Source organism: Acidovorax sp. NB1 (assembly GCF_005405905.1).
Taxonomy (GTDB): domain Bacteria; phylum Pseudomonadota; class Gammaproteobacteria; order Burkholderiales; family Burkholderiaceae_C; genus Acidovorax.
In genome coordinates, this window is sequence record NZ_BJHU01000057.1 from 186,310 (window position 1) to 210,543 (window position 24,234).

A 24,234-nucleotide genomic window follows, 5' to 3' on the forward strand; every position below is an offset into this window, starting at 1 on the left:
CGCACCATGACCGTCACCATCTTCCTGGGCTCCCTTTTGCTTGCCATGGCGATCGGCGTCCCCATCGCTTACGCGCTGCTGATCTGCGGTGTGGCGCTGATGTGGCATCTGGACCTGTTCGACGCACAAATCCTGGCGCAGAACGTGATCAACGGCGCGGACAGTTTTCCGCTGCTGGCCGTGCCTTTCTTCATGCTGGCGGGCGAGATCATGAATGTGGGGGGGCTGTCCAAGCGCATCGTGAAGCTGGCGCTCACCATGGTGGGCCATGTCCCCGGTGGCCTGGGCTATGTGGCCATCATGGCGGCTGTGATCCTGGCAGCTGTGTCCGGCTCGGCCGTGGCGGATGCGGCGGCCTTGGCGTCGCTCCTGCTGCCGATGATGGTGGCGGCTGGGCACAACAAGGAGCGGTCGGCAGGCCTGATTGCCTCCGCCGGGATCATCGCTCCGGTCATCCCGCCGTCCATCGGTTTTGTGATCTTTGGTGTGGCCGCCAACGTGTCCATCAGCAAGCTGTTCCTGGCGGGCATTGTGCCGGGCGTACTGTTGGGGCTCTCGTTGGCCGGGACATGGTGGTGGCTCGTGCGCCGCGAGGATGTGGCGCCACCGAAGCGCGCCACGCGCGGCGAGCTGCTGCTGGCGCTGCGCGAGGCCGTGTGGGCACTGGGCCTGCCCATCATCATCCTGGTGGGCCTGCGCATGGGGGTGTTCACGCCGACAGAAGCCGCCGTGGTGGCCGCCGTCTACTCGCTGTTTGTCGCGATGGTGGTGTACCGCGAGCTGACCCTGCGCCAGCTGGTGGAGATCTTCCAGACTTCCGCACGCACCAGTGCCGTGGTCATGTTCCTGGTCGCGGCTGCCATGGTGTCGGCCTGGCTCATCACCGTGGCCGATCTTCCGTCCGCTGTCATCGGCATGCTGGAGCCTTTCATGGGCAACCAGACGCTGCTGCTGATCGCCATCATGGTGCTGGTGATGGTGGTGGGTACCGCGATGGACATGACACCCACCATCCTCATCCTCACTCCCGTGTTGATGCCGGTGGTGAAGGCTGCGGGCATCGACCCGGTCTACTTTGGCGTGCTGTTCATCATCAACAACGCCATTGGCCTCATCACACCACCCGTGGGCACCGTGCTCAATGTGGTGGCCGGGGTGGGCCGCATTTCCATGTCGCAGGTCACCCGGGGTGTCATGCCGTTCATGGTGGCGCAGTTCATCGTTATGTTCCTGCTGGTTCTGTTCCCGTCCATCGTTCTCGTGCCCTTGCGCCTGCTGGGGGGCTGACCCTCCCTCTCGCGCCTACCGTTTCTGCCTGCCCAAAAACCAAGGAGACCATCCCATGAAGCTGCTCAAAACCCTGCTCGCCACGGCCCTCGTCGCCGCATCGCTGCTGCCCGCTGCGCACGCGCAGGAGCGCACCATCAAGTTCGCCTTCCAGAACCAGAAGGACCACCCGCAAGCCCAGGGCGCGCAGAAGTTTGCCGACCTGGTGGCGGCCAAGACCAACGGCCGCATTGCCGTGAAGCTCTTCCCTGGCGGCACGCTGGGCGGCGACCTGCAGACCGTGTCGGCGCTGCAAGGTGGCACGGTGGAGATGACGGTGCTCAACGCGGGCATTCTGTCGGCCCAGGCCAAGGAATTCGGCATCTACGACTTCCCCTTCCTGTTCGCTACGCCCCAAGAGGCCGATGCCGTGACGGATGGTCCCTTCGGCAAGAAGCTGCTCGACAAGCTGCAGGCCAAGAACCTGGTGGGCCTGGGTTATTGGGAGCTGGGCTTTCGCAACCTCACCAACAGCAAGCGCCCCATCACCAAGGCTGAAGACATTGCAGGCCTCAAGATCCGCGTGATCCAGTCGCCCATCTACATCGACATGTTCAACGCGCTGGGCGCCAATGCCGTGCCGATGCCCTTCCCTGAGCTGTACACGGCCATGGAGCAGAAGGCCGTGGACGGCCAGGAGAACCCGTTTTCCACCATCCTGTCGTCCAAGTTTGCGGAGGTGCAGAAGTACCTGACCGTGACGCGCCACATGTACAACCCCCAGGCCGTGATCGTGAGCAAGAAGTTCTGGGACAGCCTGAACCCTGCTGACCAAAAGGCGCTTACCGACGCCATGGCCGAGGCCACAACCTTCCAGCGCGGTGTGTCGCGCGTGCAGGCCAATGTGGCGCTGGAAGACCTCAAGAAGACCGGCATGCAGGTGTCCGAGTTCTCGCCTGCCGAGCTGGACAAGCTGCGCGCCAAGGTGAAACCCGTGGTCGAAAAGCACAGCGAAAAAGTGGGCGCTGAGACGGTGAAAGAGGTCTACGCCACGCTGGCCAAGCTGCGCGGCGGCAAGTAAGCCCCACGCTGCCCTCCCCGCACGGCTGCCAATGGCCTGGCCACGACCGGCCGTGCATTCACCCCGTCTCCCGCCTGCCCCATGAGCACCCAGCTGCTTGATCCCCCGGTCACCACACCTACGTCCACCATGCCTTCCACTAGCCTCCGCAAGGTGCTGATCGGACTGATCGGTGCCGGCATCCAGAAGTCGCTGTCGCCCGCGCTGCACGAAGAAGAAGCACGCCACCACGGCATGCGCCTGCACTACCAGCTCATTGACCTGGACCGCTCGGCCTCCTCGGTGGAGCATCTGCCCACGTTGTTGTCAGCGGCGCGCATCATGGGCTACGCCGGCTGCAACGTGACCTACCCCTGCAAGCAGGCCGTGATCCCGCACCTCGACAGCCTGTCCGAAGAAGCGCGCGCGATGGGCGCCGTGAACACCGTGGTCATCCAGGGCGGACAACTGGTGGGGCACAACACCGACGGATCGGGCTGGGCCTGGGGCTTTACCCGCGCGCTGCCCGGTGCTGACCTGCGCCGCGTGGTGCTGCTGGGTGCGGGTGGCGCGGGCGCTGCGATTGCCCATGCCGTGCTGCGCCTGGGCGCCGAGCACCTGAGCATTGTCGATGCACAGCCCGAGCGCGCAGCGCAACTGGCGGCCGACGTGAACGCACTCTACGGAGTCCGGGCCGAAGCAGTTGACATCCAAACGGCCATGGCACAAGCCACCGGCCTGATCCACGCCACGCCCACGGGCATGGACAAGCTGCCCGGCCTGCCGCTGGACGTTGCGCTGCTGAGGCCCGCGATGTGGGTGTCAGAGGTGGTGTATTTCCCGCTCGACACCGCGCTGGTGCAGGCCGCGCGCGCACTGGGCTGCCGCGTGTCGGACGGCGGCGGCATGGCCGTGGGCCAAGCCGTGGGCGCGTTCGAGCTGTTCACCGGCGAGGCGCCCGATGCCGCACGCATGGACGCGCATTTCCGCCGCCTGGTCAGCACCCGCTGATGCCTCCGCCCACCGCAACGAACAAGGAGCCCCACCCATGAGCACCCCGATGATGGCCGCCCGCGAAGCGCTGGGCGAACTGCCCAACCCCCTGGGCTTGCAGGGCGTGGAGTTCATCGAATACGCCACCAGCCGCCCGCAAGCGCTGGGCCAGGCGCTGGAGCGCATGGGTCTTCAGCCCGTGGCGCGCCACCGCTCGCGCGAGGTGCTGCTGTACCGCCAGGGCGACATGAACATCATCGTCAACGCACACCAGGATTCCGAGCGCACGGGCCTGCATGCGCCGCCCGCGCTCACCGAAGCCCCCGTGCTGGCCGCCGTCGCATTCCGTGTCGGCAATGCCGCCGCAGCGTTTCGCCGCGTGCTGGAGCTGGGCGCCTGGGCCGTGCACACCGAGGTCGAGGTGATGGAGCTGAACATCCCCGCCATCCACGGCGTGGGCGCAAGCCGCATCTACTTTGTGGACCGCTGGAAAGAGTTCTCCATCTACGACGTTGACTTTGTGCCCATCCCCACCGTCCACCCGCGCCCGCCCGCGCTGCAGGGCCTGCACCTGTTCGGCGTGGTGCAGTACATCGGCCTGGGGCGCGCGGCGGACTGGATCCACTTCTACAGCGAGCTGTTCGGCTTTGCCGAGCTGGCGCCCAACCAGTCGTTTGGCGTGCTCACCCACGGCCGCATCCTGTCCAGCCCGTGCGGCACTTTGCACTGGCAACTGATTGAGCCGCAGGTCGATGCGCTGGATGCCGACCCCGAGGAGCTGCTGCAGCGCGTGGCCTTTGGCACGCCCGACGTGCTGGCCACCGTGCAGGCATTGCGTGCGCGGGGCGTGGAGTTTGTGGAGTCGCCCACGGGCGTGCACACCGGCACGCGCGGCGCCCTCACGCGCGCCGATGCGGCCTCGCCCAGCTTTGAGCTGGTGCTCGACGCCCGCTGAGCCTGGAGACCGCCCATGCGCCGATCCACCATGCAACGCAACGTCGCCGATTTCGGCATGGACACCATCAGCCTGGCTGGGCCACTGGAGGCCAAGCTCGCCGCCGTCAAGGCCGCAGGTTTTGGCCAGATCATGCTGGCCGCGCGCGACATCGTGGGCCACCCTGAGGGCATCGAAGCCGCCGTGCACGCCGTGCGCAACAGCAGCCTGCGCGTGACGGGCTTTCAGGTGCTGCGCGATTTTGAAGGCCTCTCAGGCCACCTGCACAGCTACAAGGTGGACATTGCCAAGCAGATGATCCTGATGGCGCGCGACCTGGGCGCGCCCGTGCTGCTGGCCTGCAGCTCCACCTCGTCACACGCCACGGCCGACGCCGATGCCATTGCGCGCGACCTGCGCAAGCTGGCCCTGCTGGCGCTGCCGCACGGCATCCGCGTGGCATTTGAAGGCCTCTCGTGGGGCCGCCACATCAACGAGGTGCACCAGGCCTGGGCGGCTGTGGAGCAGGCCGACTGCCCCAACCTGGGCCTGGCCATCGATTCGTACCACCAGTTCGCCACCAGCACGCCACTCTCGGCGCTGGAGGACGTGGACCCGGCCAAGATCTACCTCGTGCAGCTGTCGGACTTCATGTGGCAGGAAACGCGCACGGTGCAGGAGCGCATCGAGACTGCGCGGCACTTTCGCGTGTTTCCCGGCGAGGGCGTACACAGCCAGGCGCTGGCCGAGCTGGTGCGCACGCTGGATGGCATGGGCTACCAGGGCGACTACAGCTTTGAAGTCTTCAACGACGACTACCAACAGCTGCCGCTGCCCTATGTGGCGCAACGGGCGTGGAACAGTGCGCTGTGGCTGGCCGAAGGCGTGCTGCGGCGCGCGGTGCCGCTGCCGGGGCATCCGCGCATCCGTGCGGTGGGCTGATGAAGGCCCGGACCGTCAGCTATTGGCGCGCTTCTTGAGCCAGCGCATCAGCGCGCCCACCACGGGCAGCTTCTCGTACAGCTCTTCGGCGGCATCCCAGTAGTCGCGGTGCAAGGTCACTTGGCCTTGGGCGTCCAGCACCAGGTGCGAGGCGCCACGCACCGTCTGCGTCACGCCCTTGTGGAAGTCTTTGAACGCGAACAAAAAGTCCCAGGTCAAAAAGCACTGCTGCCCCTGCACCACGCGGCCCGTGACCACAAAACGCGGCTGCTCCAGTGCCTCGAACATGTGGGCAAAGATGCCCTGGATGGCAGGCACGCCCACCACCTCGTTGAACGGGTCTTTGAAGCGCGCCTGGGGCGCGTAGAACTGGCCGATGGTCGCCACATCGGCGGGCGACAGGTTCTCAAAAAACGCAATGACGCGCTTGACGGCTTCTTCGGTGGCGGGGGCGGTGTAAGGAGGCTGCATGGAAACTCAGAGTCCCGTGAACTTGCGAACCGCCGGAAAGTACCACCGGTACGGCAATAAGCGCAGCAGCTTCATCACACGCGTGAAGCGCTTGGGAAAGTGGATGTCGAACTGCCCCCGAGCCCAGCCTTGCAGGATCTCATCGGCCGCCGCTTCGGGGGAGATGAGCGCAGGCATGGTGAAGTCGTTGCCCGCCGTGAGCGGCGTGGCCACAAAGCCCGGGTTGATCACGCTCACGCCCAGGCCCAGGTCGTGCAGGTCCAGGTACAGCGCCTCGGCCAGGTTGATGAGCGCGGCCTTGGTGGGCCCGTAGGCCAGGCTCTTGGGCAGGCCCCGGAACCCCGCCACGCTGCTGATCAGGCTCACATGCCCCGGCCGCCCTGCCTGCGCGGCGGCGAGCATGGCGGGCAGCACGGCGGCCAGCACATGCAGTGCGCCGTTGTAGTTGATCTGCTCGTGGCGCAGCATCACGGTCAGGTCGAAATCGGTGGCGCGCATGTCGCGGTAGTAGCCCGCGCAGTAGCACACCAGGTCGGGCGCGCCATCCGCCAGCACCTGCGCGGCGGCGGCTTGCACCTGGGCCGGTTCGGCCGTGTCAAAAGCCAGCGCCGTGCTGCCGGGGTGCTGCACCACAAAGGCGTTCAGCGCATCGCTGCTCCGGGCCGAGACGATGACCTGCGCGCCGCGCGCGTGCAGCGCTGCCGCCGTGGCCCGGCCTATGCCGCTGCTGGCCCCGATGAGCCAGGCCCGGCGGCCCTTCCAGTCGCGCAAGGGTGGGTTGAGTTTCATGGTGCGCGCTTGGTGAAGGACAGGGTGATTTCGCCCAGCCGCACGCCGAACTTGCTCATGGTCGCGCGGTTGAGCATCACGCGGTCGTCGATGAGGTACATCCAGTCGTCCAGGTCCACGTTGTAGACCTTGCCATCCACGGGCAGGGCCAGCGTGTAGTTCCAGCGGAAGGCGTTGCCGCGCGTCTGGCCGTTGGCCGTGCCCACCACATCGTCGGCGGTGCCGGTGTAGCGGCCGTCGGCGTGTTTGGTCAGCCGCCAGATGCGGCGCTGCGTGGTGCCGTCGGAATAGGTGAAGGCCTCGTCCAGCACGCCCTCGTTGCCCTTCCAGGTGCAGTCCATCACCACGGTGAAGCGTTTGACGATCTGGCCGCTGCGGTCCTGGAAGATGCCGTACGCGTCGATCTTGCCGTTGAAATACTGGGCCAGGTCCAGCACGGGTTTTTCGCTGGCGTAGCCGTCAATGCTCTGGCTGGCGCAGCCCGACAGGACCATAGGTGCGGCCACGGCGGCGGAGAGAAGAAGGCGTCTTTGCATGTTGAGCATCCCTTGAAAAATCAGGCACTGGCCACGCCGCGCGCAGGCCGAAGCACCAGCCCATACAGCGCCCCCGCTGCCAGCAGCTTGAGCGCGCAAGGCAACACGGCATAAGCCCAGCCCAGGGTCTGCAGGCCTGCTTCGCTGCGTGTGCCGGGGGTGTAGCCCCACCAGCCCAGCAGCGGCAGCGCGAGGCCTGCGGCCAAAGCCAGGTTGAGCTTGGTGGCAAAGTTCCACCAGCCAAAATACGCCCCCTCGTGCTGGCCGCTGTCGCCCTCGGCGGCAATCACGCCCGCCAGCAGGGCGCTGGGCAGGGCCAGGTCCGTGCCCAGTGCCACGCCCGACAGCGCGCAGACCACCAGGAAGGGCAGCATGTCGCCGCGCCCGAGGAACGCAGTCCACACAAACACGGCAATCGCCAGCAGCATGCCCGCCAGCCAGGTGCGCGCGAGGCCCCAGCGCGCCACGGCACGCAGCCACAGCGGAATGGACAGCGCCGCACAGACGAAATAGACCGCCAGAAACATCGGCTCCTGCGCGGGCGGTGCCTGCAGGCGGTCCTGGATGAAAAACAGCACCAGCGTGGCCGGGATGGCACTGGCAATGCCGTTGAGCATGAACACCACCAGCAGGCGGCGGAAGGCAGGCCGTCCCCAGGGACGCCACAGGCTGGCACGGTGGGGAGGGCGGTACACACCCGCCACGGCACCCGCGTGGCCTGTGGGGCGCGGGGCGCGCGCCCAGCACCACCAGCCCAGCAGCAGGGCGAGGGCAAACACGCTGAGCATCACCGGCAGGCCCAGCAGCGCAGGCAACACCGAGGCCAGCACCACACCCATCAGCGCGGCCCCTTCGCGCCAGGCCACGATGCGGCTGCGCTGCAGTTCGTCACCGCCCAGGCGCGCGCCCCAGGACTGGTGCGCAATGCTGAGCTGGCTGTAGGCGGTGTAAGTGATGAGCAGCGCCACCAGCGCCCAGGCGACGAGCGCATCGGCCCCGCGCGCCAGGGGGAAGAACAGGCTGGTCAGCCCCAGTGCCAGCACCGTGGCCGACACCGCGCCAACCGCCAGCACCGAACGCACCGAGCGGCCAAACAGGTAGTCGGCAAGGCGACCCAGCAGCGGGTCGATGAAGGCATCGAACAGCCGCGCCGCCAGCAGCACGGCGCCCAGCGTGGCCAGCGGCATGCCAAATTCGCGGGCGTAGTGGTTGGGCAGCAGCACATACAGCGGCAGCGCCACAAACGCCAGCGGCAGGCCCAGCAGCCCATAGGCCAGGCCGTGGCCGGCGCGCATGGGCGTGGTGGTGGTCATTGCGGGCCCTGGCCTGCGGTGCGGGTGGCCGCGATCAGCTGCTGCCGCAGCCCGGGCTCGGAGGTCTGGGGCGACAGCCAGATGCCGAAGAACAGGCGCGAGAACTCGGCATCGGCCACCTCGCCCACCACGCGGCCGCCCATCTTGAAGACGGCGCCTGCGCCGGGCTGGTACAGGCCCAGCAGGCGGTCGCCGGGCTTCACGTCCGGCAAGGCCGCCTGCAGTGCCTGCTGCCAGCGGGTGGCCTGCTGCGGCGTGAAGCTGCCCACGCGGCGCATCTCTTCGATGGAGCGTTTGGCAATCGCCTCGGCCGTGAAGTTGCGCTGGTAGGTCAGCTCCAGCGCCAGCGGGTGGGCGCTGTACTGGTCGGCGTCAAAACCGGGCTGGGCCCACAGGCGCGCGCGGTACACCTCAAAACCCAGGAAGCGCATCGTGCCTTGACCCACCAGGCGCGCGCCCGCCAGCGGTGCGCTGGCGCCAGGCGACGCGCTCGCTACCCCTTCCGTCCCCTGCGCCATTGCAAAATTTGAGAAAAAAACAGCCTCTGCGCCTGCTAGCAAAGCGCCAATAGCTATGTTTTTTATAGCAATCATGCTTTCACCAGGGTGTACTGCACCAGGTCGATATTGCGCATGGCGAACGCTGCCTCGCAGTAGGCCAGGTAGAACTCCCAGATGTGCATGAAACGCTCATCAAACCCCAGCTGCAAGATCTGTGTGCGCTGCGCCAGGAAGCGCTCGCGCCAGCGCTTGAGGGTTTCGGCGTAGTCCTGGCCAAACGCGAACTCGTCCACCACGCGCAGGCCCGCCGCCTCGGCCTCGCGGCGGAACTCGCGCGGGCAGGGCAGGCAGCCGCCAGGGAAGATGTACTGCTGGATGAAGTCGGTGGAGCTGATGTAGCGCTCGAACAGGCTGTCGTCGATGACGATGCTCTGGATGCAGGCCTTGCCACCGGGTTTGAGCAGGCGGTTCACCGACTGGAAGTAGGTGGGCCAGTATTCGCGGCCCACGGCCTCGACCATCTCGATGGAGCAGATAGCGTCGTAAGGGCCGTCCTGGATGTCGCGGTAGTCCTGCAGGCGCAGGTCGGCACGCTCAGCCACCCCCTGCTGCGCCATGCGCTTTTGCGCAAATGCGAGCTGTTCGGTGGAGAGCGTCACGCCTGTGAGGTCGGCGCCGAATTCGAAAGTCGCCATCTCGGCCAGCGCGCCCCAGCCGCAGCCGATCTCCAGCACCCGGGAGCCTGGCTCCACCCCCGCCATGCGCAGGGCGCGGCGCACCTTGGCATGTTGGGCCTTGCGCATGTCGCCGCCCGCATCGCCCTCAAACCAGGCGGACGAGTAATTCATCGTATCGTCCAGCCAGAGTTCGTAGAACGCATTGCCCAGGTCGTAGTGGGCGTGGATGTTCTTCTGGCTGTTGGTGCGGGTGTTGCGGTTGAGCAGGTGCTTGATGCGGTACAGCAGCCGGCCCGCCCAGGTGCCGTAGATCACGCCTTCCACCTGCTGGCGGTTGGCGATGAAAAGCTTGAGCAGGTCGGTGAGGTGCGGCGTGGTCCAGTCACCCGCGATGTAGCTCTCGGCAAAGCCGATGTCGCCGGACTTGAGTGCGGCACTGCACACGTTCCAGTTCTTGAGCGTGATGGCGGCCGAGGGGCCATCGCCGTGCCCGAAGTGCTGCAACGTGCCATCGGGCAGCTGCACCGTGAGGTGGCCGTGCTGCAGGCGCTGCAGCAGCTTGAGCGCCGTGCGGGCGGCAGCGGGGGTGCCTGCGGGCAGGGCCAGCGCGGTGCGGGGGGCGGTGGTGGAGTTCATGGCGGCGTTCTCGTTCGTCATGGAAATCAGCGGGTCACGATGGATGCAGGCGCCTCGGGCTTGCGGTGGAAACGCACGCGCTTGAGCCACAGCTGCAGCGCGTGCCAGTGAATGCGGGCAATGATGGCCAGCGTCATGGCGGGGTAGCCCCAGAGCGCCTGGCGCAGGGTCTGTGGGGTGATGGCTTGCAAGGTGCCGCTCACGCTGGTCTGGATGAGGGGGCCGGTGTCGTCGTCGTGGTCAATGCGGACCACGGTACGGCCAGCATCCTGCGCACCAACTTCGGTGCGCATGAAGCGGAAGCGGTAGCCGCCACTCACCGCGCAGAACGGCGACACATGGAACACCTTGCGCGCCTGCTGTTCCACGCCGTACTGCGGCGCGTCCAGCAGGTAGCAATGGCGCTCGCCAAAGGTGTTGTTCACCTCGACCACGATGGCACGCAGGGGGCCGTCCGCGCGGTGGCAGTACCAGAAGCTCACAGGCTTGAAGGTGTAGCCCAGCACGCGCGGGTAGCAGTGCAGCCAGACCTCGCCGGTGGCGTCGGTGATGCCTTCGGTGCGCAGCAGCTCGTCCAGCCAGGCCAGCGCACCGCCCTGCGCGGCGCTGCGTCCGTCGCCGTGGTCCACGTCATGGAAGCTGATGGCGCCGCTGCGGTTCACCGCCAGCGGTGTGTGTGTGCTGGTGTGTGCGCCGCTCAGGCCGCGCATCGGCAGCATGAGGAAAAAAGTGGGGTAGGCAAATGCATGCCGCCGGGGCCGCAGCCGCGTGTGGCGCACCTGGCCGAAGCCGATGAGGGGCGCTGCGGGGGCGGCCGGGGCGTGGCTCACGCAGCCTCCGCCAAAGGGGCTGGCAGGGCTGCCCGCAATTGCTCGGCCACGGCCAGGCCGGATTTCAGCCCGTCTTCGTGGAAGCCGTAGCCCGTCCAGGCTCCGCAGAACCAGGTGTGCTGCTGCCCTTGCAGCTTGCCCACCTGCTGCTGCGCGCGGATGGCGGTCATGTCGAACACCGGGTGGGCGTATTCGTAGCTGCCGATCACGTGCTCGGGCGCAATGTCGCGCACCGGGTTCAGCGACACCACCACGGGCTGCGCAAAAGGCACGGGCTGCAGCTGGTTGATGAGGTAGTGCAGGCACACGCGGGCAGACTCGCGGCTGCGCTGCGGGGCGCGCTCGTAGTTCCAGGCGGCCCAAGCGGCGCGGCGCTGGGGTAGCACAGACGTATCGGTGTGCAGCACCGCGCGGTTGGCCTGGTAGCGGATGGCGCCGAGCACGGCGCGCTCCTGGGTCGTGGGCTGGGCCAGCAGCGCGAGCGACTGGTCGGAGTGCGTGGCCAGCACCACCTTGTCAAAGTGTTCGGTATGGCCTGCGGTCACCACGCGCACACCGGCGGCATCGCGCTCGATGCGGCGCACGGGGGTGTTCAGGCGCTTGTCGGCAATGCCCGCCACGATCTTGTCCACATAGTGGCGCGCGCCGCCGGACACCGTCCACCACTGCGGCCGGTTGCTCACCTGGATCAGGCCATGGTTGTGGCAGAACCGGATCATGGTGGCCACGGGGAACTTCAGCATCTGGTCGGTGGGGCAGCTCCAGATGCAGCCCAGCATGGGCAAGAAGTACCAGTCGCGGAACGCGTCGCCAAAGCGGTGCTCGCGCAAGAAGTCCGAGAGCGGCTGTGCCAGAGCCGCCTCGGCCTGCTGCTCGGCAATGCGCGTGCAGAGCTTGTTGAAGCGCAGCAGGTCGCGCAGCATGCCCAGAAAACGCTGGTTGACCAGGTTGGAGCGCTGGGCAAACACGGTGCTGAGGTTGGTGCCGCTCCATTCCAGGGCTCTGCCGACGCCCAGGGCTGCGGGCACTTGCACCGAGAACGACATGTCGGATTTGGCCGTCTTCACGCCCAGCTCGGCCAGCAGGCGGATCAGGTTCGGATAGGTGCGCTCGTTAAACACCAGAAAGCCGGTGTCCACGCCGTGGGTGACAGGGGTGCCAGACGCATCGGGCAAGGTGACATCCACGGTGTGGGTGTGCCCCCCGAAGTAGTCGCCCGCTTCAAACAGTGTGATGTCCGCTTGGCCACGCAGCTGATGCGCGACCGACAGCCCAGAGATGCCGGAGCCGATGATGGCGATTTTCATGGCCGGCCCCCTCTGGCCGGCGCCTGGAATAAAAAGGTTGCGAAGCGTCCCGAAACGAATAAGAGAGGGAGGGAGGAGAAGCGCTCCAGGAGGTCAGTCGGAACCCGGGGGCCCGAAAGGCTTCGCAACGTTAAAACTGTACGCCGCGCAATCGTCTTGCGCAATGGATAGAGTGCGGCCATCTGCGCGAAGTTCCAGAGTACGTCTGGATTTTTTTTAAAGAAACGTAAAGAAGCCATGGCGCTCACCGGGGAACGGGCCGGGCCAGTTGTTGCTCGATCGCCCGCACCAGACCCTTGTTGTCGGGCCCGGTCAGGCTGGAGTAGTTGTCCACCAGCTGGCCGTCGCGCCCCAGCAGGTATTTGTGGAAGTTCCAGCGCGGCGCCGTGCCCGAGAGCTGCGCCAACTGCTGGAACAGCGGCGAGGCCTCGGGGCCTTTCACGCTGCTCTTGGCGAACATCGGAAATTTCACCCCGAAGGTGCTTTCGCAGAAGTCCGCGATTTCCTTGTTGCTGCCTTTTTCCTGGGCGAAGTCGTTGGACGGGAAGCCCAGCACCACCAGGCCCTTGTCCTTGTAGCGCGCATACAGCTCCTCCAACCCCTTGTACTGGCCGGTAAAGCCACAGAAGCTGGCCGTGTTGACTACCAGCACCACTTTTCCGCTGTACTGGCACAGCGACTGGGGCTTTTCATCCTGCAGGCGCAGAAAGCTGTGCTGCAACGTGGCCGGGCAGCTGGCGGGCGCATCGGCCGCCTGGGCGGCGGGCGCCAGCAACAGCCCTGCCGCCAGCAGAGCGGCCAGAGAGAAGCGACGAGACAGTGTGTTCATGGTGTGATGTGCAGCAGGCGGTCGATGGGGGCAATTTAACCGCTTCATTATTTTTTGTCCACATGAGTTTTTATTTGTACTGAACGGTATACGCAGTACTCCTGCGTTTGGATTCAGATTTCCGACATGGCGGCATGGATGACTCCGCCCGCCGCCCTGCACCCAGCCCCCGGGCAGGCGCACGCAGGCCATGCCTGCAAGGCACAAGGCCGGCAGGCAGACCAGGGGAAAAAGGGAAAGGAGGGGAGAAACGGCAGGCCACACCCGGGGTGCGGCCTGCGGTCAGACCATCTGCAGCAGGCGGTCCAGCGAGAGCTTGACCCGCACGTCCTTGAAGGCCACCACACCGGTGATCTTCCAGGGCGGCATGCCCGTGTCGCGCGGGATGGGCTCGCCCGTGGGCATGCCGTCGCGGTTGGTAACCACGGCCACCTTGGGCGTGGTGGCGGTGGTGCCCCGGCGGATGACCACACCCACTTCGCGGCTTGCCAGCCGCACAAAGGCGCCGGGCGGGTACACCCCCAGGGTCTTGACCAGTGCGGCACCGGCTTCGTCGGCCTGTTGCTCTTCGTCGTAGTAGCTGGCCTGCATGGCCGCCGTGACCGGCATAGGCCAGCGGGCGGCGCGGGGCGCCAGGCGGGCACCGAAGATGTCGGCGCGTTGCACCAGGCGCGCCATCTGCTGGGCTTCGGTCTTTTTGTCGAGCGGGCCGGGGGTGCGGTGGTGGTGGCAGCGCACGGCCTCCAGCCACACGGGGTCAGCCACGCCCAGGTGGCGCAGGAGCGCCTCGGAACGCGCGGCATGGTCCTCCACCGCCGCGATCTGGGCGGCGGTCAGTGGGTGGGTCTGCTGGGTCAGCTGGTCCTGCAGCTCGGTCATGGCAATGTTCATGCTGAGGGCGGCATGCCCCACCTGCCGTACCCGGCCGCTGGGCCAGCGCAGCATCTCGCGCGCCACCACCATGCACACACAGCTCACCAGCATCGAATGCGTGGCGCTGTACATGCGGGTCTCCTGGGCCGACAGGTAGATCAGCGCCAGCAGGGTGGCGTCGGGCGTCTGCTCGCAGTGACGCACCAGCTCATCGTGCAGCGCCTGGAAGCGCCCGCCAAAGTCGCTGGGCGAGGGCGAACGCAGCAGCTGCGTGGCGCGCAGTTGCAGCTCGGGCCAGTCTGCCTGGGCCCGGGCTGCGGCTGCACGGTCCCGGCTCGCGGACTCCTCGGCGGCCGTCATCTTCATCGAGGCGATTTCGCCCAGATTGGTGTCGGCCATCAGCATGCGCTGCAACTGGGCCAGGTAGGCGCGGTGGCTACCGCCCGACTCGTCGGTGTCCACACACAGCTGGCGGCCCCGGGCCACCATCTTCGCTAGCTCCTCCCGGGTGCGGATCACATAGCCCTTCTGGGCCAGCAGAGCGCCATCGGAGCCCCGCAGCACAAAAGGCAGCGGGTGGCCGAGCTGGATGGATTCGATGTTGAGGCTGACGAGGTTCATGGTGCTCGTTACATTATCTAACGCATCCCACCCCGCCAAAGCCTTGGCCTACCGGGTGATTTCCCGGCTTTTCGGCCGAAAGAGTCCTCCAGAATGTAAGCGCCTGCTTTCAATGGGTGGCAGGTGGTGCGTCTGGTGTGGGTGGCACCGCTGGCGGATGCGCCGGGTGCCGCCCCCGCAACCGGCGCAGCATACGCCCGAACCACTGGCCCAGGTCGTCCACGCTGGTGAACACCGGCGGAATCACCAGCAGGCTCAGCAGCGTGGAGGTGATGAGCCCTCCGATCACCGCCACTGCCATCGGCGAGCGGAAGCTCGCATCCGCCGCGCCAAAGCCAATGGCGATGGGCAGCATGCCCGCGCCCATGGCCAGCGTGGTCATGATGATGGGCCGCGCACGCTTGTGGCAGGCGTCGATGAGTGCCTCGAAGCGCGTCATGCCATGCTCGCGCCGCGCCAGGATGGCGTACTCCACCAGCAGGATGGAGTTCTTGGTCGCAATGCCCATGAGCATGATGAGCCCGATGAGCGAGGGCATAGAGAAGCTCTTCTGCGCCACCAGCAGCCCCACAAACGCGCCCCCCAGCGACAGCGGCAGCGCGGCCAGGATGGTGACCGGGTGCAGGAAGTCCTTGAACAGCAGCACCAGCACGATGTAGATGCACAGCACGCCCGTGAGCATGGCCAGGCCGAAGCTCGCAAACAGCTCGCCCATCATCTCGGCATCGCCGATGGTGATCTGGCGCACACCCGGCGGCAGGTTCTGGATGGAGGGCAGGGCCGCGACGGCCTTGGTCACATCGCCCAGGGGCTGGCCCGAGAGTTCGATCTCAAAGTTCACATTGCGCGCGCGGTCGTAGCGGTCCACCACGGCCGGGCCGCCGCTGAACTCCAGCGTGGCCACCTGGCCGAGCATGACCGGGCCCTTGCTGCCCTGCACCGGCAGGCGCTCCAGCAGCGCGAGGTCCTTGCGCGCATCGTCCTGCAGCTTGACCACGATGGGCACCTGGCGCGAGGCCAGGTTGAGCTTGGGCAGCGAGACGTCGTAGTCGCCCACGGTGGCGATGCGCAAAGTCTCGGCAATGGCGCTGCTGGTCACGCCCAGGTCGGCGGCACGCGCGAAGTCGGGGCGCACGGCGATCTCCGAACGGATCAGGCTCGCGGTCGAGGACACGCTGCCCAGGCCGGGAATGGTGCGCAAGTCCTTCTCGACCGCGAGCGCCGCCGTGGTCAGCGCCTGCGGGTCGTCGCCCGTGAGCACCAGCACGTATTTTTCGCCCGAGCCGCCCAGGCCCACCTTGCTGCGCACGCCGGGCAGGGTCTCCAGCGCGGCGCGGATCTGGTTCTCGATGCCCTGCTTGCGCGGGCGGTCGCCGCGCTCGGCCAGCAGGATGGTGAGCGTGGCCTTGCGCGTTTCGGCGTTGGAACTGCCCATGAACGGGTCGCCCCCGGCGGTGCCGCCGCCAATGGTGGTGTAGACGCTCTTCACATGGTCCACCCGGGCGATGCGCTCGCGCGCGTCCTCGGCCACGGCGCGGGTCTGCGACAGCGTGGCGCCGGGGGGCAGCTCCAGGTACACCTGGGTCTGCGAGTTGTCGTCCGGCGGGATGAAGCCCGTGGGCAGCAGCGGAATCAGCGCCAGCGAGCCGATGAAGAACGCCGCCGTGCCCAGGAAGGTGATCCAGCGGTGCTTGATGCACCAGGCCGCCCAGCGCAGGTAGGTCGTCATCCAGCGCGGGTCCTTGTGCTCGCCCACGATGGGCTTGAGGATGTACGCCGCCATCATGGGCGTGAGCAGGCGCGCCACCACCAGGCTGGCAAACACCGCGAGCGACGCCGTCCAGCCAAACTGCTTGAAGAACTTGCCCGCAATGCCGCTCATGAAGGCCGTGGGCAAAAACACGGCGATCAGCGTGAAGGTGGTGGCCACCACGGCCAGGCCAATTTCGTCGGCGGCTTCCATGGCCGCCTGGTAGGGCGTCTTGCCCATGCGCAGGTGGCGCACGATGTTCTCGACCTCCACGATGGCGTCGTCCACCAGGATGCCCACTACCAGCGACATGGCCAGCAGCGTGATCACGTTGATGGAAAAACCCAGCCAGTACATGCCGATGAACGCCGGGATCACCGACAGCGGCAGCGCCACGGCCGAGACGAACGTGGCGCGCCAGTCGCGCAGGAACAGCCACACCACCAGCACGGCCAGCAGCGCGCCTTCATACAGCAGGTGCATGGAGCCGTCGTACTCCTCCTGCACCGGCAACACGAAGTTGAAGGCCTCGGTGATGCTGAGGTCCGGGTGCTGGTCACGCATCTCCTGCAGCGCCAGCTGCACGGCGGAGCCCACCTCGACCTCGCTCGCGCCCTTGCTGCGCGCCACCTCAAAGCCCACCACGGGCTTGCCGTTGAGCAACGCCAGAGCGCGCGGCTCGGCAATGGTGTCGGACACCGTGGCCACCTGGTCCAATCGAACATGGCGGCCATCGGACAGCGCGAGCGTGAGGCCCGCCAGTTCCTGCGCCGACTGCACGGTGGCCAGCGTGCGCACGGGCTGCTCGCTGCCGCCCAGGTCGGTGCGGCCCCCGGCGCTTTCGGTCTGCACCTGGCGCAGCTGGCGCGACACATCGGCCGCAGTGGCGCCCAGGGCCTGCAGCTTGACCGGGTCCAGCGCCACATGCACCTCGCGCTGCACGCCGCCCACGCGGGTGACCGCACCCACACCGCGCACGGTGAGCAGCTTCTTGGCCACGGCATCGTCCACAAACCACGACAGCGCCTCGTCGTCCATGCGGGTCGAGGCGATGGTGAACGCCAGCACGGGCTGGGCGGCCAGGTCCATCTTGGTCACGATGGGATCGCGCACATCGCCCGGCAGCTCGCCGCGCACACGCGCCACGGCCGAGCGCACATCATCGAGCGCCTCCTGCGTGGGCTTCTCCAGCCGGAACTCGGCGGTGATGGTGGCCCCACCATCCTGCACCTTGGTGTAGATGTGCTTGAGGCCCTGCAGCGTGGCAATGCTGTTCTCGACCTTGCGCGCCACGTCGTTTTCGAGCTGCGCAGGGGAGGCACCCGGCAGCGCCACGGTCACCGAGATCGTGGGCAGGTCGATGTCGGGAAAGTTCTGCACCTTCATCGCGTTGAAGGACAGCAGGCCGCCGAAGGTCAGCAGCACAAACAGCATCAGCGCCGGTATCGGGTTCTTGATGGACCAGGTGGATAGATTCATCCTGATGCTCCTCAATTAGTAGCATTCAGCGCTTTACCATCGCGCGGTGAAGGCTGTTTTTGCTTTGAACTTTCGACTGCCGATGTCTGCACAGCCGCGCCTGGGGCTGCGGGGGCGGCAGCCACACGCACCAGATCGCCATCGTTGAGGAAGCCCGCGCCGCGCACGGCCACCGAGGCGTTGGCGTCCAGGCCGGTGAGCACTTCCACCCGGTCGGCCACGCGGCGGCCCGCCTGCACCTTGCGCTGCTGCACGCGCTGGTCGGCCCCCACCACAAACACATACGAGAAGCCATCGCGCACCACCAGCGCCTCCTGCGGCACGGTGAGTGCATCGCTGGTGCCCAGCGCAAATTCGCCGCGCGCAAACATGCCCGCGCGGAAGTCGGCATTGGCGGGCAGGTCCACATACACCAGCGCATTGCGCGTCTGCGGGTCCACCGTGGGCGCAACCATGCGCACCGTGCCTTCGGCCGTGGCGCCGCTGGCCGCCGTCACGCTGACCTTGGCGCCCGGGGCGATGCGGCGCAGCTCGGTCGATGTGACTTCGGCACGCCACTCCAGGCGGCCTTTGCGCACCATGCGGAACAGCTCGGTGCCCGCGCCCACCACCGCGCCCACCGTGGCGGTGCGGGCCGAGATCACACCGCTGTCAGGCGCCACCACCTGGGTGTGCTTCAGGCGCAGCTGCTGTGCGTTCAGCGTGGCCTGGGCCGCTTCCACCCGCGCCTGGGCCGTCTTCTCGGCGGTGGTGAATTGCTGGATCTGCTGCTGGCTCAAGGCGCCCGTGGCCTGCAGCGAACGCGCGCGGTCGGCATTGGCCGCTGCCTCGGCCGCATTGGCCTGGGCTTCGAGCAGGCTCGCGCGCATCTGCGCCACATCGGCTTGCACGGTCTCGGCCGAGAAGGTGGCCAGCACCTGGCCCGCCTTGACCACGTCGCCCACGTTCACGCGCACATCGGTCAGGCGCAGGCCATTGCTCTCGGCGCCGATGCTGGCCTCTTGCCAGGCAGCCACATTGCCGTTGGCGGCCAGGCGCACCGGCACGGCGGTGCGCTGCGGCTGGGCCGTGCTCACCGTGAGCGCGGGGCGGGGCTGGCCCGCCTTGGGTTCATCGGCTGCGCGCGATGCGCCGGAGTACACCAGGGCGCCCCCCGTGGCCAGCACACAGGCGGCGATCACGGCAAAGGCGGTGGCAGAAAATTGAAAGCGTTGCTTTGGCATGTTGTCTATCCGTTCATCCAGTCGGTGTCAGGAAAAGGAGGTCGGCGATCGGCCAGGCCTCCGGGGTTGTGTTCAGCGTGCAGCGGTGGCTGCCGCCGAGGGAGCGGCCGTGGCGACGGCCGTCTGCCCGTCCCATCCTCCGCCTGCGGCGCGGTACAGCGCAATCCAGGCGGCCTGGCGTTCGTGCTGCAGCGCGACCAGCGCGTTTTCGGCAGCGAGCGAGGTGCGCCGCGCATCCTCCAGCTCCACCAGGCTGGCCAGCCCGCCGCGCCAGCGGGCCTCGGTCGCGTCGAACGAAGCGCGGTAGCCCTCGGCCGCCGTGCGCGCGCTGGCGTTGCGCTCGGCCGTGCTCTGCAGCCGCACCAGCGCCTGCTCGACCTCGCTCACGGCCTGGCGCACCTTGGCACGGTACAGCGACGCGGCCTCGTCATAGCGGGCCTGTGCGGCGTCGGTCAACGCGGCGCGTCGGCCACCGTCGAACAAGGGCACGCTCAGCGCCAGCGGGCCGATGGTCCAGGTGTTCAGGTCGGTCGTGACGCCATTGGCGCGCACCCAGGCACTGCCCACCGAGCCACTGAGCGACAGGCGCGGGTAGCGCTGCGCCTGCGCGCTGCCCACCTCGGCACTGGCGGCGGCCACTTCGCGCTCGGCGTTGTACACATCAGGACGCTGGGCCAGCACCTGGGCAGGCAGCGCAGCAATCGCAAACAGCGTGTCGGGTGCCGCAGCCACGGGCGCGGCCAGGCGGGTGCGCAGGGTGGGCTCTTCCCAGCCCGTGAGCGCCACCAGGGTCTTCACGTCCACATCGCACAGCATGCGCTGCTGCGATGCGCGGGCCTGGGCCTCGGCCGCACTCGCACGTGCCAGGGCCGCCGTGGCGGGCGCCGTGAAGCCCGCACGTTCGCTCAGGCCGGACAGGCGCGAGGTCTCGCCCCGCGACTGCGCATCGCGCTCCGCCACCTGCAGTTGTGCGAGGCAGGTGCGCAGGCTGCTGGCCTGCAGTGCCACCTCGGCCGCCACGCTCACGCGCGCCTCGTGCCACAGCGCCTGCGCACCGGCCAGCCGCTCATCGGCGGCCGTTTTGGTGGCCCGGTTGGCCCCGAAAAGATCGATCTCCCAGCTCGCCTGCAGTCCGGCCTGGGTCGTGGTGGCCACACGCGCCAGTTGCTCGTTGAGGCCCCGGCTCGCGCTGGCCTGCGCATCGAGCGACGGCAGCAGCGCGGCGCGGCTGCTGACCTGCGTGGCGCGGGCCTGCGCCAGGCGTGCCTGGGCCTGCGCGATGCCGGGGCTCACGGCCTGGGCGGCGTCGATCAGCTCCACCAGCAGCGGGTCTTGCAGCTGGGTCCACCACCGGGCCATGTCGCCCAGCGAGCCCTGGTGTGGCAGGGGGGCCTGCCAGGCCACGGGCGGGGCTGCGGACACCTGGGCAGGCGGCGCGGTAGCCGCGCAGGCGCCCAGAACCAGGGGCAGGCAAGCGGCCCAGAGGGAGCGGGTGATGCTCAATGTCATGCGTTGGATTCCTTCTTGTGCGAAGTCCTGGAAGCGCGGCGCACAGGCCCTTGTGTGGCCTGCCGCCGGATGATTTCTCCGTGCACCATGCTCAATGCGTAGCCGGTGAGCCGCTCGACCCACTGGTCCACCGCCCCCGCTGTCGCGAGCTGGGGCGCAATGGCCTGCAGGGGGTCGCGCTGTGTCCACAGCTGCATGATCAAACCTGCCAGGGAGAAGGCGAGGCGGTGCATATCGTCGTCCACCACCGAGACACCCATGTGTCGGCACAGGACCTGGATGAGTGCCATGTGGGGGGCACGGCACTCGCGTTCGATGAGTTCGGGCCAGACATGGGTAGGGTCCAGCAGCTCGCGCACATGCAGGCGCAGCGATTGCGTCACCAGGTCATCGTGCTTGAGGGGCTCCAGGAAACCCGCGAAGTAGTGGCGCAGCGCGCCCGCCAGGTCCAGGGCCGGGTCGGCAAACACCGGGATCAGGTCGCTGCCGCTGCCAAAGGGCTCGTAGAAGGTGGCGGTGTAGAGCTGCGCCTTGTCGCCAAAGTGGTAGGCAATGGCCGCCACATTGGTGCCCGCCGCCTGGGCGATGGCGCGCACGGAAGTCTGGGCAAAGCCCTTTTCAGAAAAGAGCTGCAGCGCGGCCTGCAGCAGGCGTGCGCGCGTGTCTTCGCCGTCGCTGCGGGCCGTGCGCTGGGAGGCAGGAATGATGGAATGGGCACCGGAACTCATGGCCCCGGATTAAACCACCACAATTCAAACAGTTGTTTGAATTAATGAATTTTTCATGAAGCGGTGCTGCGCCAAGATGCAACCATTTGTCACCGCCAAGCGGCTGTTCAAAGGGCGCTACGCCCCCGCGCCAAACACGGCCCGCCACAGAGCCAGCACCGCGTCGCGCTCGGCCTGCAGCGCGGGCGGGGTCACCTGGGTGGGGGCTTCGTCCAGCCGCGCCACATGCTGCACCCGGCGCAGTTCGCGGTAGGCGTCGGCGGCCGCCACGCCCACACCGGCGGGCAGCAGCCCCACTTGCTCGGCACGCTGCAGCAGCGCAATGTTGCCCACGTTGCCGCGCAGTTCGGGGTGGGCTGCCGACTGCGACAGCACCAGGTACTGCACGGCGAACTCAGCGTCCACCATGCCACCCGGGCTGTGTTTCACATCGAAGCGCCCGGCAGGCGTGGGGTGGGCCGAGCGCACCCGCTCGCGCATGGTGACGATCTCGCCCTGCAAGGCCAGCGGATCGCGGGACGAGGTGATCACGGCTTCGCGCACGGCGTCAAAACGTGCCTGCAAGGCATCGCTGCCCATCACAAAACGCGCCCGTGTCATGGCCTGGTGTTCCCAGGTCCAGGCGGTGTTGCTGCCGCGCTGCTGCTGGTAGTTGGCGTAGGCCTCGAAGCTGGTCACCAGCAGGCCGGAGTTTCCGTTGGGCCGCAGGGCCGTGTCGATCTCGTACAGGTCACCCTCACCGGTCTTGACAGTGAGCCAGTTGATGAGCTTGCGCACAAAGGCCGCATACACCTCGGGCGCGCGCTCGTCGTCGTCGTCGAACACAAACACGATGTCGAGATCGCTGCCATAGCCCAGCTCCTTGCCGCCCAGCTTGCCGTAGCCAATGATGGCGAACTGGGGTTCGTCGCGGTGGCGGTTCTTGAGTCGGCTCCAGCACCACTGGCTGGTGATGCGCAGCACGCTGTCGGCCAGGGCGCTGAGGTCGTCGGCCACCTGCTCGACGGTGATGCGGCGCTCCACATCGCGCGCCAGGGTGCGGAAGGTTTCGGCGTGCTGCGCACGGCGCAGCAGGTTGAGCAGGGTCTCGTCGTCGTCTTCGCCGGTGGACCGCAGCGAGGCAAGGCGCATGCCCAGCTCGCGCTCGAAGTCGGCCACCACAAAACGCTCGGACAGCAGGTGGTCGCCCACCAGTTCGTCGATCACGCCGGGGTGCTGCAGCAGGTAGCGTGCGGGCCACTTGGCCGCGCCCAGCAGGTGCAGCAGCTGTTCGTGCACCGAGGGGCGCTCCAGCAGCAGGGCCAGGTAGCTCTCGCGGCGCAGCAAGGGTTCGAGCCAGTTGACCAGCCGCACGGAGGCTTCTTCGGTCACGCGGCCTTCTTTCAGCCACTGCGCGGTGCGCTGCACCAGGCGGAACAGGCGCGCGCGCGCCTCGTCGCGCAGGCCTTCCACACGCGGATGGCTGCGCCATTCGGCCACGCGCTCGCGAAAGCCGCCAGACAGTTGCTCCAGCAGGGCCTCCAGCTCGGGCGGTGGGGGCGCGGCGGCACGGGGGCCACCACAGCCACCGCCGTTGCACTGTTTTTTGCCCGCGCCACCCAGCAGGGTGTCGAACTCCTGCGCCACCAGCTCGCGGTGGGCGTCCAGCTCGTGCAAGAACGCACAGCAATCCTTGAAGCCCAGGGTCTGGGCGATCCAGGCCAGGTCGTCGTCGCGCGTAGGCAGCACATGGGTCTGCTGGTCGTCCAGGTACTGGATACGGTGCTCCACCCGGCGCAGGAACACATAGGCCTGCGCCAGCGCGTCGGCCGTTGCCTGGGGCATGAGGCCCGCATGGGCCAGCCGCTGCAAGGCATCGAGCGTGGGGCGGCGGCGCAGCTCGGGGAACTGCCCGCCGCGCACCACCTGCAACAGCTGCACGGTGAATTCGATCTCGCGGATGCCGCCGCGCGAGAGCTTCACGTCGTTGGCGCGCTCCGGGTGGCCCGCGCTGCGCTTGGCCGCGTGGTCGCGGATCTGGCTGTGCAGGGAGCGCAGCGCATCGAACACGCTGTAGTCCAGGTAGCGGCGGAACACAAAAGGCAGCACCACCCCGCGCAGCGCCTGCACCTCGGGGCGGCCAATGCAGTCGCGCGGGGCCACCACCCGGCTCTTGAGCCAGGCAAACCGCTCCCATTCGCGGCCCTGGATCTGCAGGTATTCCTCCAGCGCCGCCAGGGACACCGAGGCCGGGCCCGAGTTGCCATTGGGCCGCAGCGCCAGGTCCACGCGGAACACAAAACCATGTTCGGTGGTGTCGCCCACCAGGCTGTAGATGGCCTTGACGGCGCGCGCAAAGTATTCGTGGTTGGAGATACGGCCCCGGCCATCCGGCATGCCCGCCGTTTCGCCGTCGTGCTCATAGACATAGATCAGATCAATGTCGCTGGACACATTCAGCTCGCGGGCGCCGAACTTGCCCATGCCGATGATCCAGAGCTGCACGGGCTGCCCGTCGGGCCCACAGGGCGCGCCATGGCGCTCGTCGAGTTCGCGGCGCGCCTGGGCGCAGGCGCGGTCCAGGGCCAGTTCGGCCAGCTCGGTCACGGCCCGGGTGATGTCGGCCAGCGGGGCCTGGGCTTCGCAGTCGAGCTGGATGAGACGCTCCATGACCAGCTGGCGCAGCATGCGCAGGGCGGTGCCGGTGTCGCAGCCCCGCGCGCGCAGCGCGTCGTACGCCTGCTCCATGGTGACCAGCACCGGGTTACCGGGCGGCAACAGGCCCAGGTCGCCTGCGTAGCGGCGGTGCAGGCGCTGGTAGAAGCGCGAGTGTTCTGCCAGCGGCCCCGCAGGGAAAGGCTGGCTGCAACGGGGGTCAGAGGACGGTGCGTTCATGGCGGGTAAGGCACGGGAAGCCCGAAGCTGCGTACTGAGTTTGTAGTGAACCCACGCGAGGCCCGCGGGTCATAATTCCTGCCACATTCAATCC

General features: G+C 67.5%; 20 protein-coding genes. 5 read left to right on the top strand and 15 right to left on the bottom strand.

Going from position 1 to position 24,234, the window contains the following annotated elements:
• Positions 1 to 6 precede the first annotated feature (6 nt).
• The 5 genes from AvAM_RS23620 (at position 7) to AvAM_RS23640 (ending at position 5,195) form a co-directional block, all read left to right on the top strand.
• Positions 7 to 1,287, top strand: coding sequence for a TRAP transporter large permease (locus tag AvAM_RS23620; protein ID WP_137749343.1), 1,281 nt, complete (start codon positions 7 to 9; stop codon positions 1,285 to 1,287).
• Positions 1,288 to 1,342: 55 nt separating this feature from the next.
• On the top strand, positions 1,343 to 2,347 hold the full coding sequence (locus tag AvAM_RS23625; protein WP_137749344.1) for a TRAP transporter substrate-binding protein: 1,005 nt from the start codon (positions 1,343 to 1,345) through the stop codon (positions 2,345 to 2,347).
• Between the two features lie 129 nt (positions 2,348 to 2,476).
• Positions 2,477 to 3,337 (top strand): shikimate dehydrogenase, encoded by an 861-nt coding sequence (locus tag AvAM_RS23630; protein WP_171012385.1) that lies wholly within the window; start codon positions 2,477 to 2,479, stop codon positions 3,335 to 3,337.
• 37 nt (positions 3,338 to 3,374) lie between these two features.
• Complete coding sequence (locus tag AvAM_RS23635; protein WP_137749346.1) at positions 3,375 to 4,274, top strand: VOC family protein; 900 nt, start codon at positions 3,375 to 3,377, stop codon at positions 4,272 to 4,274.
• 15 nt (positions 4,275 to 4,289) lie between these two features.
• Positions 4,290 to 5,195, top strand: a complete 906-nt coding sequence (locus tag AvAM_RS23640; protein WP_137749347.1) for a sugar phosphate isomerase/epimerase — start codon at positions 4,290 to 4,292, stop codon at positions 5,193 to 5,195.
• Positions 5,196 to 5,210: 15 nt separating this feature from the next.
• Here AvAM_RS23640 and AvAM_RS23645 read toward each other — a convergent pair whose 3' ends face one another.
• The 15 genes from AvAM_RS23645 to glnE form a co-directional block, all read right to left on the bottom strand.
• The gene (locus AvAM_RS23645; protein ID WP_137749348.1) at positions 5,211 to 5,666 is read right to left on the bottom strand and encodes a nuclear transport factor 2 family protein; all 456 of its coding nucleotides are present in this window, start codon (positions 5,664 to 5,666) and stop codon (positions 5,211 to 5,213) included.
• A gap of 6 nt (positions 5,667 to 5,672) precedes the next feature.
• Complete coding sequence (locus AvAM_RS23650) at positions 5,673 to 6,455, bottom strand: SDR family oxidoreductase (RefSeq protein ID WP_137749349.1); 783 nt, start codon at positions 6,453 to 6,455, stop codon at positions 5,673 to 5,675.
• Positions 6,452 to 6,991, bottom strand: coding sequence for a DUF3833 domain-containing protein (locus tag AvAM_RS23655; protein ID WP_171012386.1), 540 nt, complete (start codon positions 6,989 to 6,991; stop codon positions 6,452 to 6,454). Before AvAM_RS23655 ends, AvAM_RS23650 begins: the two co-directional genes overlap by 4 nt.
• A 20-nt stretch (positions 6,992 to 7,011) precedes the next feature.
• Entirely contained in the window at positions 7,012 to 8,304 is a 1,293-nt protein-coding gene (locus AvAM_RS23660) for an MFS transporter (protein ID WP_137749351.1), read from the bottom strand.
• Positions 8,301 to 8,822: a chalcone isomerase family protein gene (locus tag AvAM_RS23665; protein WP_249368346.1), complete on the bottom strand. Its 522-nt coding sequence runs from the start codon at positions 8,820 to 8,822 to the stop codon at positions 8,301 to 8,303. Before AvAM_RS23665 ends, AvAM_RS23660 begins: the two co-directional genes overlap by 4 nt.
• Positions 8,823 to 8,893: 71 nt before the next feature.
• Positions 8,894 to 10,117 (bottom strand): cyclopropane-fatty-acyl-phospholipid synthase family protein, encoded by a 1,224-nt coding sequence (locus AvAM_RS23670; protein WP_137749452.1) that lies wholly within the window; start codon positions 10,115 to 10,117, stop codon positions 8,894 to 8,896.
• Positions 10,118 to 10,143: 26 nt separating this feature from the next.
• The gene (locus AvAM_RS23675) at positions 10,144 to 10,947 is read right to left on the bottom strand and encodes a DUF1365 domain-containing protein (RefSeq protein ID WP_137749353.1); all 804 of its coding nucleotides are present in this window, start codon (positions 10,945 to 10,947) and stop codon (positions 10,144 to 10,146) included.
• Positions 10,944 to 12,254, bottom strand: coding sequence for an NAD(P)/FAD-dependent oxidoreductase (locus AvAM_RS23680; protein WP_137749354.1), 1,311 nt, complete (start codon positions 12,252 to 12,254; stop codon positions 10,944 to 10,946). The genes AvAM_RS23675 and AvAM_RS23680 overlap by 4 nt, the downstream gene beginning before the upstream one ends.
• 244 nt (positions 12,255 to 12,498) lie before the next feature.
• Positions 12,499 to 13,083 (bottom strand): glutathione peroxidase, encoded by a 585-nt coding sequence (locus AvAM_RS23685; RefSeq protein ID WP_137749355.1) that lies wholly within the window; start codon positions 13,081 to 13,083, stop codon positions 12,499 to 12,501.
• A 282-nt stretch (positions 13,084 to 13,365) separates the two neighbouring features.
• A complete protein-coding gene (locus AvAM_RS23690) occupies positions 13,366 to 14,577 on the bottom strand; it encodes an HD-GYP domain-containing protein (RefSeq protein WP_137749356.1) in 1,212 nt (403 codons plus the stop codon).
• Between the two features lie 109 nt (positions 14,578 to 14,686).
• Positions 14,687 to 17,806, bottom strand: a complete 3,120-nt coding sequence (locus AvAM_RS23695) for an efflux RND transporter permease subunit (RefSeq protein WP_137749357.1) — start codon at positions 17,804 to 17,806, stop codon at positions 14,687 to 14,689.
• 11 nt (positions 17,807 to 17,817) lie between these two features.
• Positions 17,818 to 19,029: an efflux RND transporter periplasmic adaptor subunit gene (locus tag AvAM_RS23700; protein WP_249368348.1), complete on the bottom strand. Its 1,212-nt coding sequence runs from the start codon at positions 19,027 to 19,029 to the stop codon at positions 17,818 to 17,820.
• Positions 19,030 to 19,101: 72 nt separating this feature from the next.
• Positions 19,102 to 20,538 (bottom strand): efflux transporter outer membrane subunit, encoded by a 1,437-nt coding sequence (locus AvAM_RS23705; protein ID WP_137749358.1) that lies wholly within the window; start codon positions 20,536 to 20,538, stop codon positions 19,102 to 19,104.
• Complete coding sequence (locus AvAM_RS23710) at positions 20,535 to 21,266, bottom strand: TetR/AcrR family transcriptional regulator (RefSeq protein WP_137749359.1); 732 nt, start codon at positions 21,264 to 21,266, stop codon at positions 20,535 to 20,537. Before AvAM_RS23710 ends, AvAM_RS23705 begins: the two co-directional genes overlap by 4 nt.
• 117 nt (positions 21,267 to 21,383) lie before the next feature.
• Positions 21,384 to 24,140, bottom strand: coding sequence for a bifunctional [glutamate--ammonia ligase]-adenylyl-L-tyrosine phosphorylase/[glutamate--ammonia-ligase] adenylyltransferase (gene glnE, locus AvAM_RS23715; protein WP_137749360.1), 2,757 nt, complete (start codon positions 24,138 to 24,140; stop codon positions 21,384 to 21,386).
• Positions 24,141 to 24,234 lie beyond the last annotated feature (94 nt).

Bases quoted from the DNA above. Each gene is read 5' to 3' on its own strand.
- AvAM_RS23620 (WP_137749343.1), top strand. From the start codon at position 7: ATGACCGTCACCATCTTCCTGGGCTCCCTTTTGCTTGCCATGGCGATC.
- AvAM_RS23625 (WP_137749344.1), top strand. From the start codon at position 1,343: ATGAAGCTGCTCAAAACCCTGCTCGCCACGGCCCTCGTCGCCGCATCG.
- AvAM_RS23630 (WP_171012385.1), top strand. From the start codon at position 2,477: ATGCCTTCCACTAGCCTCCGCAAGGTGCTGATCGGACTGATCGGTGCC.
- AvAM_RS23635 (WP_137749346.1), top strand. From the start codon at position 3,375: ATGAGCACCCCGATGATGGCCGCCCGCGAAGCGCTGGGCGAACTGCCC.
- AvAM_RS23640 (WP_137749347.1), top strand. From the start codon at position 4,290: ATGCGCCGATCCACCATGCAACGCAACGTCGCCGATTTCGGCATGGAC.
- AvAM_RS23645 (WP_137749348.1), bottom strand. From the start codon at position 5,666: ATGCAGCCTCCTTACACCGCCCCCGCCACCGAAGAAGCCGTCAAGCGC.
- AvAM_RS23650 (WP_137749349.1), bottom strand. From the start codon at position 6,455: ATGAAACTCAACCCACCCTTGCGCGACTGGAAGGGCCGCCGGGCCTGG.
- AvAM_RS23655 (WP_171012386.1), bottom strand. From the start codon at position 6,991: ATGCAAAGACGCCTTCTTCTCTCCGCCGCCGTGGCCGCACCTATGGTC.
- AvAM_RS23660 (WP_137749351.1), bottom strand. From the start codon at position 8,304: ATGACCACCACCACGCCCATGCGCGCCGGCCACGGCCTGGCCTATGGG.
- AvAM_RS23665 (WP_249368346.1), bottom strand. From the start codon at position 8,822: ATGGCGCAGGGGACGGAAGGGGTAGCGAGCGCGTCGCCTGGCGCCAGC.
- AvAM_RS23670 (WP_137749452.1), bottom strand. From the start codon at position 10,117: ATGAACTCCACCACCGCCCCCCGCACCGCGCTGGCCCTGCCCGCAGGC.
- AvAM_RS23680 (WP_137749354.1), bottom strand. From the start codon at position 12,254: ATGAAAATCGCCATCATCGGCTCCGGCATCTCTGGGCTGTCGGTCGCG.
- AvAM_RS23685 (WP_137749355.1), bottom strand. From the start codon at position 13,083: ATGAACACACTGTCTCGTCGCTTCTCTCTGGCCGCTCTGCTGGCGGCA.
- AvAM_RS23690 (WP_137749356.1), bottom strand. From the start codon at position 14,577: ATGAACCTCGTCAGCCTCAACATCGAATCCATCCAGCTCGGCCACCCG.
- AvAM_RS23695 (WP_137749357.1), bottom strand. From the start codon at position 17,806: ATGAATCTATCCACCTGGTCCATCAAGAACCCGATACCGGCGCTGATG.
- AvAM_RS23700 (WP_249368348.1), bottom strand. From the start codon at position 19,029: ATGCCAAAGCAACGCTTTCAATTTTCTGCCACCGCCTTTGCCGTGATC.
- AvAM_RS23705 (WP_137749358.1), bottom strand. From the start codon at position 20,538: ATGACATTGAGCATCACCCGCTCCCTCTGGGCCGCTTGCCTGCCCCTG.
- AvAM_RS23710 (WP_137749359.1), bottom strand. From the start codon at position 21,266: ATGAGTTCCGGTGCCCATTCCATCATTCCTGCCTCCCAGCGCACGGCC.
- glnE (WP_137749360.1), bottom strand. From the start codon at position 24,140: ATGAACGCACCGTCCTCTGACCCCCGTTGCAGCCAGCCTTTCCCTGCG.